The following is a 13,282-nucleotide window of genomic DNA, read 5'->3' on the forward strand; positions in this document are numbered from 1 at the left end:
CGCGCCGCCCCTCAGTCGGCGCGGCCCACCGTGCTGTCGAGGAAGGCGTGGATCGTCGCGTGCAGGGCGGCCGTCGCCGCGGCATCGATCGTCCCCGCGTGGCCGCCTTCGACGGGCTCGAGGTAGTGCACCTCGGCCTCCGTCTCGCCCGCCAACCGGGCCGCCATCTTGCGCGCCTGCACGGGCCCTACCCGGTCGTCGCTGGCCGCGGCGTAGATGAGGGATGCCGGGTACCGCCGCCCGGACTCGATCAGGTGGTACGGCGAGAAGGTCTTCACGAACTCCCAGTCGCTTGGATCGTCGGGGTCGCCGTACTCGGCGATCCAACTGGCGCCGGCGGAGAGGCGCGTGTACCGGCGCATGTCGAGGAGGGGGACCCCGCAGACGATCGCGCCGAAATCGTCGGGGTACTGCGTCAGCATGTTGCCGACGAGCAGCCCGCCGTTGCTGCGCCCGTGGCAGGCGATGCGGTCCGGTGTCGACACGCCGCGCGCGACGAGGTCGCGGGAGACGGCGGCGAAGTCCTCGTAGGCGCGGTGCCGGTTCTCGCGAAGCGCGGCGAGATGCCACTCCGGACCGAACTCGCCTCCGCCGCGGATGTTCGCGACGACGTAGACGCGGCCCCGTTCGAGCCACGCCGGTCCCACGATCGTCGGATACTCGGGCGTGAGGGCGTGCTCGAAGCCGCCGTACCCGTTCATCAGCACGGGCAGGGCGCCGCGGCGCTCGCGCGGGCCGACTTCGAAGTACGGCACGCGGGTGCCGTCGGCCGACGTCGCCCAGTGCTGCTCGGCGACGAGCCCGGTCGTGTCGAAGGTCGCCCGACTCCGGTCGACCACTCGCGGCGCCGCTCCCGGGTCGAGTACGAGCAGGGTCGGCGGCGTCAGGAATCCGCGTGCCACGACCCAGAGCTGGTCGTCCTCGTCGGCGTCCGCCGTCGCGACGTTGGCGCTGAAGAGGTCGTCGTCGCCGAGGCCCAGATCGAGGTCGTCACCGGTCAGCGTCACGGGGTCGAGCGACACCAGCCTGCTCTGCACCCGATCCAGGACCGACAGGACGAGGCGGGTCTTCGTCCAGGTCCAGGACTCCAGCACCGCGGTGGCCGTCGGAGTGAAGGCCACGCGCAGGTCGGATCCGTCGCCGCTCGTCACGGTCTCCAGGGGACCGATGAGGAGGGTGCCCGACGGATGCGTCGTATCTCCGATGCGCCACGGGGTCGTCGTCCGCACGGCGACGAGGTCGCCGTGCACATCGGCGTGGGCATCCTGCGGCACGGCGATCAGACGCGGCTCGCCGCCGTCCCAGACCCACGCCTCGGAGTGGAAGAAGTCGTGCGCGACGACGACGATCGGTGTCGCCGTGCCCGCCGTGCGGTCGACGTGCACGAACACGCCGACGTCCGACGGCTCGCCGGTGACGATCGGGGGAGCGTCATCGAGCCCTTCGCCGCGCCGCCACGCGCGTGCGCTGATCGGGTAGCCCGAGTCGGTGGTGTCGCCGCCGTGCAGCGCCGTCGCGACGAGCAGGGTGTCCCGATCGATCCACGAGACGCGGTGCTTGTCGGCGCCGAGGATGAAGGGGGCGTCTTCGACGAATCGCCGGGACTCGAGGTCGAACTCCCGGACGACGGCCGCGTCACCGCCGTCGGGGCTGAGCCGGACCAGCGCACGTCCGCTGCCGGCGGGGCCGTGGGTCGCGCCGGCGAAGGCCCAGGATGCGCCCTCGTCGCGGCCGAGCGCGTCGATGTCGAGCAGCACATCCCACGTGGGGGAGCCCGCCGCGAAGTCGGCGAGGGATGTCCGGCGCCAGAGGCCGCGCGGGTTGTCGGCATCCCGCCACAGGTCGTACATGAGGTCGCCGTGCCGGCTCGGCACGACGAGTCGATCGGGGTCCTGCAGGATGCCGGTCAGTCGGCTCTCGAGCGCGTCCCTCGCCGCGCCGGCATAGACGGCCTCGGTTTCCGCAGTGCGTGCCGAGGCCCACGCGAGGGCCGCGGGGCCGTCGATCTCCTCCAGCCAGAGGAAGGGGTCGGCGGGCTCGGGGGCGGTCTCGGCGGCGCTCATGACGTCAGCCTACGGGGACCTCGACGAGGCTCGTTCGCCGTCCGAGAACCATTGGCACTCGTGTAGGGAGAGTGCTAATCTGGACCTACTTGAGCCGCTGGGGCTCAACTTTCAGACCACACGACAAAGGAGAGAATCATGGCGACCTACGACCCGTTCCGTGAGATCGACCGCCTGGCGTCGACGCTCTTCGACACGCGCCGCGGCCCGCGACGGATGCCGATGGACCTGTACCGCGACGGCGACCACTACGTCCTGAACGCCGACCTTCCCGGCATCGACCCGGGCTCGGTCGACATCGACGTCGACGGTCAGCTGCTGACCATCCGCGCCGAGCGCACGCTGTCGTCCGGCGAGGGGGTCAAGTGGATCACGCGCGAGCGTGAGACCGCGAGCTTCCTCCGCCAGCTCAACCTCGGGCAGGGCATCGACACCGACGCCATCACCGCGACCTACAACAACGGCGTCCTGACCGTCACCATCCCGGTGAGCGAGAAGGCCAAGCCGCGCAAGGTCGAGGTGGTCGCCGACGGTTCGGCTCCGACCATCTCGGCGCGCGAGAGCGAGCCGCAGCCGATCGACCAGTGATCGACCCGCCGTCAGGGCGATGAGATGACGATCGCCCCGCACCCCGTCTCGGGTGCGGGGCGATTCTCGTCTCGTCAGACGCCGCGCAGGCGTGCGGTCAGCTTCTCGAGCTGAGCCAGTTCGTCGTCGGTGAGCACCGACATCCGCTCGGCGATCGTGCGCCCGTGCGTCGTCGCGAGGCGGCGGAACATCGTCGCACCCTTCTCCGTGGCTCGGATGAGGGCGCCGCGCCCGTCCTGAGGGTCGGGACACTTGGACACCAGGCCGCGCGTCACCATCCGGTCCACCAGCCGCGAGACGCTCGGCTGACTGATGAGCATGTTCGCCGTCACGTCGCGCAGTCGGGCGGTGTGGTCCTCGCCGCGGGTGACCGTGAGCAGCACGTCGTACTCGCCGCTCGACAGCTCGTGCCCTTCGAAGTCCTGCCCGATCTCCGCCAGCACCTCGTGCTGCGCGCGGAAGAGACTCTCCCAGGCGGCGATGGCGAGGCGGCGGTCTGTCATGGCGTCAACTGTAGCGTCGCCGTCGACGCCGCCCCGACGGCTCGACACCCCCTGGCAATCACGCCGCCACGCTCCGTTCTCCCGTTGAGGAGAGGATTCTCATGCAGGCCCTTGTTGCTATGTCCTGACAAGTAATGCGTGCCTCGGTAGTCTGCGACCAACCCCGCAACCAACGGAAGTGAGGCGCGCCCGTGAGCGTGAAGAAACACACAGGCAGAACCGGCGTCCGCGTCGGCGCGGCGATCAGCGGACTCGGTGTCCTCGTCGCCTGCACCCTGACCGCCGGACCGGCCTTCGCCGCCACCGGCTTCACCGAGGAGCAGAAGAACGCGACGTACACGTCGGACGCGACCGCCTCGACGGGAGACTCGAGCTCACCCAGTGCCGACAACTGGTCGGTGCGGATGGTGGACGTCTTCGACGACCTGCGCACCGACCGCGGCGAGGGCGGCAACGCCGCCGTCATGGACTACAACGACGAGATCACCAGCCGGATCAACCTCACCGCGTCCGACGAGCAGGTGCAGCGGGCGATCGTCGACCAGTACGAGGACATGTCGATCAGCATGGCCGACGCGTTCGGCGAGAAGCTCGGCGCGATCTACACCGAGGCTGCTGTGGCAGGAGAGCTGCCGAAGACCACATGGCTGCTGAGCAAGGAGAGCGGGAAGCTCGGTTCGACCTCGTCGAGCAACCCACCGAAGAACTACTTCGATTACGACCGCCCGTACCTGCGACTCGACACGACGACACAGCTCGAGTACCGCGACAGGGAGGGCGGCGACGCGTGGGGCTCGACGAGCGGGTCGTATCCGTCGGGACACACGTCGCAGGCCTACTGGCAGGGCACGGCGCTGGCCGAGATGCTGCCCGAGCTCGCGCCGCAGATCCTCGCTCGCACGGCCGAGGCGTCCGACAACCGCATCGTCATGGCGGCGCACTACGCGCTCGACGTCATCAGCGGTCGGATGATGGGCCAGAAGATCATCGCGCTGCGCCTCGCCGACCCCGAGATGCGCGCTCTCGTCGAGGAGGCGGGTCAGGAGATCCGCGACGTCCTCGAAGCCGGGTGCGGTGACACGCTCGAGAATTGCATCGCCGAGGACGCCCCCTACATGTCCACGGAAGACGCCCTGGCCTACTACGAGGAGCGCCTCGGGTACGGCTTCCCCGACGTCGGACCCGAGGGTGCCCCCGTCGTCGTGCCCGAGGGTGCCGAGGAGCTGCTGGTCTCGACCCAGCCCGACCTGACGCCCGAACAGCGTCGGCAGCTGCTCGCCCTGACGGCGGCGGATTCCGGTCATCCGCTCGACGTGGGTGAGCAGGAGAGCTGGCAGCGCATGAACCTCGCTGCGGCGATGGCCGCGGAGGTCACCGTGAAGGACGACGGCTCGATCGTCATCGGGGATGCCGGTGGCGAGCCCACCCCGACCCCGGAGCCGACGCCGACCCCCGAGCCGACCCCGGCTCCCGAGCCGATCCCCACCCCTGAGCCCACCCCGGCCCCGGAGCCGACCCCCAGCCCCGAGGCGACCCCGGCGCCGCAGCCCTCGCTGCCCTCGACCGGCGGCTCGCCGAGCGCTCCCGTCGCGAACGGCGACGACCTGCCGGCGGCGGCGGAGGGCCGCATCCAGGCATCCGTCCGCGGCGACCGTGTCGTGGTCTCGGGTCTGACCGCCGATGACCGCTACTACGGGTTCATCTATTCGACGCCGACGGCGCTGGGTGGGACGACCGCGGATGCCGCCGGCTCGGCGAGCTTCGCGCTGCCGGCCGACCTCGACGAGGGTGCGCACCGTGTCGCCGTCGTCGACGAGTCGGGTGAACTCGTCGGCTGGGCCGCCGTGACGATCGGGAACAGTGAGCCCGCAGCTGTCGACGACGAGCTCGCGTCGACGGGTGGTCAGTCCGCCCCGCTGTGGGTCGCGGGCGGTGCCGGGGCGGCGCTGCTCGGTCTCGGCGTGGTGCTGATCATGCGTCGTCGCCGGAGTGCGACCGTCTGACGCGTCACGCAGTAAGGGCCGGCTGGAGAGGCATCCAGCCGGCCCTTGTCCCTTTGCACCAAGAGTGTCCTGCAATCACATGTCGGTAGCTGCCACAGCAAAACATCTACCGTGCAATGAATGTATAACGGCGAGGTAACGGTGGCAAGGGTTTCTTGTTATCAATTTGTGATGCGCCATCGAGGGGTGCGCTGAGGCCGACGCGAACCCGATCCGGCGCTAATCGACAGGTGTAGATTAGAGGCGGATCGAAAGGAGTTCCACCATGGGACGAATCACCGGGAAGGTCGCACTCATCAGCGGAGGCGCGCGCGGCATGGGCGCCGAGCACGCGAAGCTGTTCGTGCAGGAGGGCGCGAAGGTCGTCATCGGCGATCTTCTGGACGAGGCGGGCGAAGCGCTCGCCGCCGAGCTGGGCGACGCCGCCCGTTATGTGCACCTGGATGTGACGGCATATGCGGACTGGGAGAAGGCCGTCGCCGTGGCCGAGCAGGAGTTCGGCCGGCTCGACATCGTCGTGAACAACGCCGGGATCGCGAACTTCGCGACGATCGAGGAGTACTCCCTCGAGCAGTGGGATCAGATCATCGCGATCAACCTGACGGGCGTCTTCTACGGCATCAAGGCGGCGATCGAGCCGCTCAAGCGCAGCGGTGCCGGCTCCATCATCAACGTGTCGTCGACGGCGGGACTGCAGGGGTACGAAGCGCTCCCCGGCTACAACGCGTCGAAGTTCGGGGTGCGCGGCCTCACGAAGAACGCCGCCCTCGACCTCGGGCGCTACAACATCCGTGTCAACTCGGTGCACCCGGGCGCGATCCGCACCCCGATGACCGAGGGCCTGGACGCCTCGCAGAACCACGTCGCCCTGCACCGCATGGGTGAAGCCGTCGAGCTGTCGCGGCTCGTGCTGTTCCTGGCCAGCGACGAGTCGAGCTTCTCGACGGGGGCCGAGTTCGTCGCCGACGGTGGCGAGACGGCCGGTCTGGCACACTACGGGGCGTGACGATCGACCCTCGGCAGGCTCGCACCAGCGCCGCCCTGCGCGCGGCGCTGGTGCGCCTGCTGGCTGATCGCCCCCTTGCGGCGGTCTCGGTTGCGGAACTCTGCCGCGAGGCGGGCGTGCACCGCACCACCTTCTACAAACACGCCGCCGGCGTGGACGAGTTCGCCGTCGCCATGTTGACGGAGGAGATCGACACCATCGCCGCGATCGACACGGACGTGATCTCGGAGGCGGATGCGGCGCGCGTCTACCATGCCGTGACGCGCCGCCTGCTGGAGTGGCTGGCCGGTCAGCGCGACCTGTATCGCGCGCTCTTGGACTCTTCGGCCCGGGGCGCGCTCCGTTCCGCGCTGGGCGATGTGCTGCGCCGGCGCGCCCACATCGCTCTGCAGCAGCTCGCCGAGGCGGGCATCTCGGGCGCGCCGCGATCCGCGCGTGACCGCGAGGAGGCCGCCGCGTTCATCGCCGGCGGTCTCGTCGGCGTCATGGACGTCTGGATCCGCGAGGATGACACGGATGCCGCTGCCGCGGAGGCCCGCATCTTCCGCCTCATGCCGGAATGGTGGCCCGGCGTCCACTGAGCGACGAGGGGGCGACCGCGGATCAGGCTCGCGCGTCCCGGCGCATGACGGTGAAGCGTCCTTCATCGCGGGCTGGGGTGAAGCGGTGCGCGTCGAAGAGGGACCGCGGGCCGCAGAAGGCGTCCGCATCCCCGCCGTCGGCGGCGTTGCGCGGGTAGCCCTCGACGAAGCGAGCGCCGCGGCCGGCGCTGTCGGCGACGACCCGCCCGAGGAGCGCGTTCGAGACCCCGTGCCGGCGGTAGGGCGGTGCCACGACGAAGCACGACACCCCCACCACGGTGTCGGGTGCCGGACCCTCCGGATCGAGCCCGTCGTACTTGCGGTACGTCGATCGCAGCGACGCGTTGACCCAGCCGCCGACGCGACCGTCGATGTAGGCGAGGTACCCGACGGTGGCCCCCGCCCGGAGCCGCTCCACCATGTCGGCGCGCAGATCGCGCCAGGGACGCTCGGGTCCGTCACCGGTGTGAGGGTGCAGGCAATAGCAGGATCCCCAGTCGGGGTTGTCGGGGAACGCATCACGGTCGAAGAACGTCAGCCAGTCGTCGATGCGATCCTCGGTCACCGGCACGACGTCGATCGCCCCGATCGTGTCGAGCCGTTCGACCGGACCGTCCTCGCGCGCCGAGGCATCCGCGAAGTTCCGGGCCCACAGCCGGATCTCGTCATCGGGCAGCTCGACATCGTGCGCGGCCCGGATGTGCCCGAACATCGCCTCGACCAGGGCGTCGGCATCCGCCCCCTCGACGCGCTCGTCACCCTCGAAGCACTCGATCCACATCGTTCCTCCTCGGTGTACGTCACCGGGAGCCTACGAGTGTCCCCCGACGCCGTCGAGGGCCCGTCCCGCGGGAGCGGACCCTCGACGAGGAACGAGACGGCTCAGGCCGGGTACACCTGCACGACCGACGGTCGCGGAGCGTTCGGGACGTCGCCCGGCCGCGTCGACCCGTAATCAGGGAACAGCGAGGTCGGGGAGGCCACCGTGCCGTTCTCACCGGGGTGCTGCACCGCGACGAACACGAGCTTCTCGCGGGCGTGGATGACGGGACCGCACGTCTCGGCCTCGCGGGGCACCGAGAGGAATTGCTGCACGTGCCCGCGCTCCCGGCCCGTGAGGGGGACCCGGAACAGGCCGTCGTTGAACCCGATCGTGCTGGGAGCGCCGTCGGTGGAGATCCACAGCGTGCCGTCCTCGTCGAACGCGAGGTTGTCGGGGCAGGAGATCGGCGACACCTTCTCCTTCGGGTACCCGGCGAAGTAGGTGCTCGGGTCGGACGGGTTGCCGCACTGGAGCAGGATGTTCCAACCGAAGCTCGTCCCGGCCTGCCCACGGCGCTCGGTGAGCTCGATCACGTGACCGTAGCGGTTGCCGGTGCGGGGGTTCGCCTCATCCACCATCGAGGTCTTGCCGCGGTCGGAGTTGTTCGTCAGTGCGACGTAGACCTTGCCGGTGCGCGGGCTCGGCTGCACGTCCTCGGGGCGGTCCATCTTCGTCGCGCCCATCTTGTCGGCGGCCAGTCGCGTGTAGACGAGCACCTCTTCCGTCGTCATCCCCGGCACGACGCTCTTCCCGTTCCGCGTGAGCGCGACCCACTCACCCGTGCCGTCGAACGTGCCGTCCGCCGGCAGTGCGCCCGAGCCGTCGATCTGCCCGGCGGGGGAGTCCCCGCGGAACCGGGCGACGAACAGGTCGCCCTCCGAAAGCAGCGTCATGTTCTTCTTGCGCGACCCGCTGATGCGGTTCTTCGAGACGAACTTGTAGAGGTAGTCGTTGCGCTCGTCGTCGCCCATGTAGGCCACGACCCGGCGGTCCTCGGCGACGATGACGTTCGCCCCCTCGTGCTTGAAGCGTCCCATGGCGGTGTGCTTCTTGGGAGTCGAGGTCGGGTCCTCCGGGTCGATCTCGACGATGTAGCCGAACCGGTTGGGCTCGTTGACGTAGCCGGCGTCGAAGGCGTCGAACCGCGGGTCGTACTTCTCCCACCCGGTCGACGTGGTCCGCGAGGCGCTCGCCTGGTAGCGCTTCTGCCCCGGCGTGTCGGCCGCCCACGCGAAGTACCCGTTGAAGTTCTCCTCGCCCGAGAGGATGGTGCCCCACGGCGTCGTGCCGCCGGCGCAGTTGCCGAGCGTGCCTTTGACCCAGCGGCCCTCGGGGTCGGCGGCGGTGGTCACGAGGTCCGATCCGGCCGCGGGGCCGGTCAGCTCGAACACCGTCTCGACGGTGATGCGGCGGTTGCGGCGTCCGTCGACGACGTAGCGCCACGGCGTGCCGCGCCGGCGGCGCGTGATCTCGACGACGGACATGCCCTGGGCCGCCTTGAACACCTCACCGCGACGGCGGAGTTCGGCGGCATCCGTCGACGGCGGGAACATGATGTTCGGGTTCACGTATTCGTGGTTGTTGACGAGGACGCCGGTCTTGCCGGAGCGATCGGCGAGGATGTCGAGGTAGTCGCTGTTGTAGCCGAACTGCCGCTCCTGCGCGGCGCGGCTCTGCCCCTCGAGCGAGAACGTCGGCGCGTCCGAGAACAGCGGGTCGCCCCAGCGGATGATCGGCGACCAGGTGTACCCCTTCGGCACGGTGAGCGCGTCGACGGATGCCGGGACCGGTGCGATCGGCTGGAACGGCAGGCCGTGTCCGCCGTGCCCGCGCGTCGCCTCGAGCAGTCCACCCGGGGTGGCGGACGCTGATGCGGGGTTCGCGAGACCGAACGCATCGGTCGCCGCCACGACGGCACCGGCCGCCGCTGCGCCGATCAGCGTGCGGCGCGAGAGGGCGAGTTCGGCGATGCTGCGGAACGTCGGGTTGTCGGATCCGTTGCACTCCGGGCCGAGGCACGCGTTCGCACACTTGAACCGGCAGGTCACGGCCGACCGCTTGCCGACCGCGTGCGCGGCGAGGGGGAGGGGCGTACGGGTGGTGGGGGGTTCCAAGGTCGTCACCGATCCAGCATCCGTCGCCGTTCCTGCGGCGGGGTGAACCGCGCATGAACTCCGGGTGACCGTCGACGGGTGCCCGAGGTCAGCCCGAGGCGACGGCGAAGAGGCCCGCGATCCCGACGCCGTAGAGCACGAGCACGGTCAGCGAATCGAGACCCATCCCGAGCACACGCCGCGACGGGCGGAACACGAGCCCGACGACGTAGACGAGGGTCAGGAGCGCCGCCAGGGCGGTCAGGTAGACGTCCGTCGCGCCCGCCCGCGGCAGCACCGCCTGTCCCGAGATCACTGTCGCGATCAGGAACAGCACCGGAAGGAAGGCGTTCCCCCCGAAGATGTCGCTCATCGCGAGATTGTCGTCTCCCTGTCGGATGGCCTGCAGTCCGGTCGAGATCTCGGGCAGCGCGGTCGCGAGTGCCAGGAAGGTCGCGCCGAAGAGCACACCCGACAGTCCGATGTCCTCGGCGATGGCGTCTCCGGCGCGTTCCAGCACGACGCCGGAGCCGAGCGTCGCACCGGCGGCGATCAGGAAGATCGTCACGACCGCCCACGTCGGCCGTGCCTTGTGCGGATGCTGCGGTTTCGCGCGGCGGTGGCCGGGGGTGTGCGGCGACGCGTCCTCCGCCGACCCGTTGCGGTGCCAGGGGAGGTGGCGACCGGCGCGCTGCACCAGGAGCAGGCCCACGATCCAGAGCGCCGTGATCAGCACGACGTCGGGTGTCAGTCGGGCGAACACGAGTCCCTCGGGCAACTGGCTGCCGGCGACGACGGCGGCGAGGACCGCGACGACCACGATGCCCTCGAGCACGAGGACGAGGGATGCCGCCCGATAGGTCAACGGCTTCACCCCGCGCCCGCGTCGCCCGAACGCATCGAGGACGACGAGCACGACGGTCTGCAGCGCGATACCGCCGAGGATGTTGCCGACGGCCACGCCGAGGTTGCCGGCGGCCGCGGCACTGACGGTGATCGCGATCTCGGGAAGGTTCGTCGCGACCGCGAGGATGATGAGCCCGCCGAACGCGCTGCCGATGTGCCAGCGCGCATCCAGCACATCGGTGGTCTTCGACAGCTGGATGCCGGCGATCCAGACGACGGCGGCGGCCGCGACGAAGATCACCACGACGAGCCAGAACGGGAGAGAGGTCACCGCCCCAGTGCACACCCTGTCGGGCCGATGCGGAAGGAGGTGCGTGTCAGGCCGTCGGCGCGTCGGGGACGAGCGCGTACTCCCCGCCCGAGCGGGTGCGCTCGAGGAGCCCGTGGTCGACGAGGTAGCGGCGCAGGACCGCGACGTCGTCGGTCACCGCGGCGAGGCGTTCGTTGATCGCACGCTCGTCGACGACCTCGCCGGGCTGGAGGATGCGGCCGGCGATGAGTGCGAGCAGGGCCCGACGCTCACCGGCTTGTGCCGGGTACCGCTGCAGGCGCCCGGCGGGGGAGAGGAACCGCTCGGGGCCGGTCGGCCGCGGGGCAGCCGGCGCCGCGGCCAGGATGCGCGCGAACACGCCGCCGTCCGCCCGCAGGTCATCGACGTCGCCGGTCACCAGGCCCGCTGCGCGCAGGGTCTCGACGACGTGCCGCCGCCGCGACGGCGAGAGTCCTTCCAGAGCGGCGTCGACCGTCTCGCCGACGGTCAGTCGCGCGAAGACCTCGCGAGCCCGGTCGTTCGCGAGAGCGGCGATGACCGGCCGCCAGTGCTCGCTCGTGCGGATCGTCATCCCCGAAACGCTACTCGTCGCCCACGTCAACCCACAGCGGACGCATCACCCACCCCGCTTACGCTGACGGGACACCGAGGAGGACCCCCCACCATGAGCCCGACACCCCCGGCATCCGCCCTGCACGACCGCCCCTGGCTGGCCGCCTACGCGCCCGGCGTCCCGACCGACATCGATCCCGTCGACGAGACGCTCGTCGACCTCCTCGATCACGCCGTCGAGCGCTATGGCAGCAAGGTCGCGACGGAGTTCTTCGGTTCCGAGACGACGTACGCCGAGCTCGGCGAGCAGGTCTCCCGGGCGGCGAACGCGCTGCGCAGGCTGGGCGTGAGCGCGGGGGACCGGGTCGCGCTCGTGCTGCCCAACTGCCCCCAGCACATCGTCGCGTTCTACGCCGCGCTGCGGATCGGCGCGATCGTCGTCGAGCACAACCCCACCTACACCGCGCGCGAGCTGCGCCACCAGTTCGAGGTGCACGAGGCGGTCGTGGCCATCGTCTGGGACAAGGTCGCCGACATCGTCGCGGAGTTCCCGAGCGACGTCGCCCCTGCCGCGATCGTCGCGGTCGACATGTCCGACGCGCTGCCGTGGGCGATGCGCGCCGCCCTGCGGCTGCCCGTCCCCGCGCTGCGCGAACGCCGCGAAGCGATGACCTCGAAGCCGACCGCCCGAGGCGTCATCCGCTGGTCCCAGTTCGTGAAAGCGCGGCGGCTGCGCGCCAAGTACCCCGCACCCGGCCTCGACGACACGGCGCTCCTGCAGCTGACGAGCGGGACGACCGGGATGCCGAAGGCCGCCATCCTGTCCCATCGCAATCTGCGCTCGAACGCGGCGCAGGGGCGCGCGTGGGTGCCGGGGCTGCGCGAGGGCGAGGAGACCTTCTACGCCGTCCTGCCCATGTTCCATGCCTATGGGCTCACCCTCTGCCTCACGTTCGCGGTGTCGATCGGCGCGCGGATCGTGCTGTTCCCGAAGTTCGACGTCGACCTCGTCGTCGGCGCGCTGAAGAAGTCGCCGCCGACGTTCCTGCCGGGTGTCCCGCCGATCTACGACGCCCTGTCGCGGGCGAGCACCCGCAAGGGCGTCGACCTCTCGACCATCCGGTTCGCGATCTCCGGCGCCATGAGCCTGCCGGTGCCGACCGTGACGCGCTGGGAGGAGGCCACCGGCGGCCTGCTCGTCGAGGGCTACGGCATGACCGAGACCTCGCCCGTCGCGCTCGGCAACCCCATCGGGCCGACGCGTCGACCGGGCACGGTCGGCGTGCCGTTCCCCAGCACCGAGATCCGCGTGGTCGATCCCGACGACCCGAGCGTCGACCGACCTGCCGGCGAGGCCGGCGAGCTGCTGATCCGCGGGCCGCAGGTGTTCCAGGGGTACTGGCGCCGGCCGGAGGAGACCGCCGCCGTCCTCCTCGACGGCGGGTGGCTGCGCACCGGCGACATCGTGACGGTCTCGGACGACGGGTTCGTGACGGTGGTCGACCGCGTGAAGGAGCTCATCATCACGGGCGGCTTCAACGTCAGTCCCAGCGAGGTCGAGCAGGTGCTGACTCTGCACCCCGACGTCGAGTCCGCCGCGGTCGTGGGCGTGCCTCGGCCGACCGGCGGGGAGGACGTTGTCGCGGCCGTCGTGATGAAGGCGGGGACCGCGTTCGAGGCATCCGCCCTCAAGGACTTCGCCCGCTCGCACCTCGCCCCGTACAAGGTGCCGCGCAAGGTCGTGCAGCTCAACGACCTGCCGCGCTCGCAGATCGGCAAGGTGCTGCGGCGACAGGTCCGGGAGCAGCTGACCGCCCGCTGATCTGTCAAGGGTCGTCGCCGCGGGGCTGGACCGGTGGCAGGGTGGATGCCGGACCGCACCACCCCGTCGAA

Annotated in this window: 11 protein-coding genes; 5 read left to right on the plus strand and 6 right to left on the minus strand. The window is 70.5% G+C overall.

The features are described from left to right. Window positions 1-11: 11 nt before the first annotated feature. Window positions 12-2,063, minus strand: coding sequence for a prolyl oligopeptidase family serine peptidase (locus M3190_RS03585; protein ID WP_251578383.1), 2,052 nt, complete (start codon window positions 2,061-2,063; stop codon window positions 12-14). A 138-nt stretch (window positions 2,064-2,201) separates the two neighbouring features. Here M3190_RS03585 and M3190_RS03590 point away from each other — a divergent pair, with 138 nt between their 5' ends. Further along, the gene (locus M3190_RS03590; protein ID WP_251578385.1) at window positions 2,202-2,651 is read left to right on the plus strand and encodes an Hsp20/alpha crystallin family protein; all 450 of its coding nucleotides are present in this window, start codon (window positions 2,202-2,204) and stop codon (window positions 2,649-2,651) included. Between the two features lie 74 nt (window positions 2,652-2,725). Here the strand turns inward: M3190_RS03590 and M3190_RS03595 are convergent, their stop codons facing one another. Further along, window positions 2,726-3,154: a MarR family winged helix-turn-helix transcriptional regulator gene (locus M3190_RS03595; protein ID WP_251578387.1), complete on the minus strand. Its 429-nt coding sequence runs from the start codon at window positions 3,152-3,154 to the stop codon at window positions 2,726-2,728. 191 nt (window positions 3,155-3,345) lie between these two features. On the opposite strand from M3190_RS03595, the gene M3190_RS03600 reads away from it, so the two are divergent. From M3190_RS03600 to M3190_RS03610, 3 genes are all read left to right on the plus strand, one after another. Continuing rightward, a complete protein-coding gene (locus M3190_RS03600) occupies window positions 3,346-5,157 on the plus strand; it encodes an acid phosphatase (protein ID WP_251578390.1) in 1,812 nt (603 codons plus the stop codon). Window positions 5,158-5,422: 265 nt separating this feature from the next. Beyond that, window positions 5,423-6,163 (plus strand): SDR family oxidoreductase, encoded by a 741-nt coding sequence (locus M3190_RS03605; RefSeq protein ID WP_251578392.1) that lies wholly within the window; start codon window positions 5,423-5,425, stop codon window positions 6,161-6,163. After that, entirely contained in the window at window positions 6,160-6,744 is a 585-nt protein-coding gene (locus tag M3190_RS03610; protein WP_251578394.1) for a TetR/AcrR family transcriptional regulator, read from the plus strand. Before M3190_RS03605 ends, M3190_RS03610 begins: the two co-directional genes overlap by 4 nt. A gap of 22 nt (window positions 6,745-6,766) precedes the next feature. On the opposite strand, the gene M3190_RS03615 is transcribed toward M3190_RS03610, so the two are convergent. The 4 genes from M3190_RS03615 to M3190_RS03630 all read right to left on the minus strand — a co-directional run bounded on the left by M3190_RS03615 (window position 6,767) and on the right by M3190_RS03630 (window position 11,408). After that, window positions 6,767-7,525 carry a GNAT family N-acetyltransferase gene (locus tag M3190_RS03615; protein ID WP_251578396.1) on the minus strand — a complete coding sequence of 253 codons (759 nt, stop codon included), beginning with the start codon at window positions 7,523-7,525 and terminating at the stop codon, window positions 6,767-6,769. A gap of 101 nt (window positions 7,526-7,626) precedes the next feature. After that, complete coding sequence (locus M3190_RS03620; protein ID WP_285875848.1) at window positions 7,627-9,681, minus strand: PhoX family protein; 2,055 nt, start codon at window positions 9,679-9,681, stop codon at window positions 7,627-7,629. Between the two features lie 88 nt (window positions 9,682-9,769). Continuing rightward, window positions 9,770-10,837, minus strand: a complete 1,068-nt coding sequence (locus M3190_RS15485; protein ID WP_251578400.1) for a sodium:calcium antiporter — start codon at window positions 10,835-10,837, stop codon at window positions 9,770-9,772. 46 nt (window positions 10,838-10,883) lie between these two features. Next, a complete protein-coding gene (locus tag M3190_RS03630; protein WP_251578402.1) occupies window positions 10,884-11,408 on the minus strand; it encodes a DUF2087 domain-containing protein in 525 nt (174 codons plus the stop codon). 93 nt (window positions 11,409-11,501) lie between these two features. Between M3190_RS03630 and M3190_RS03635 the strand changes: the two genes are divergently transcribed. Next, window positions 11,502-13,211 carry a long-chain-fatty-acid--CoA ligase gene (locus M3190_RS03635; RefSeq protein WP_251578404.1) on the plus strand — a complete coding sequence of 570 codons (1,710 nt, stop codon included), beginning with the start codon at window positions 11,502-11,504 and terminating at the stop codon, window positions 13,209-13,211. Window positions 13,212-13,282: the final 71 nt, after the last annotated feature.

It is taken from the genome of Microbacterium oleivorans, assembly GCF_023715745.1.
GTDB lineage: Bacteria > Actinomycetota > Actinomycetes > Actinomycetales > Microbacteriaceae > Microbacterium > Microbacterium oleivorans_D.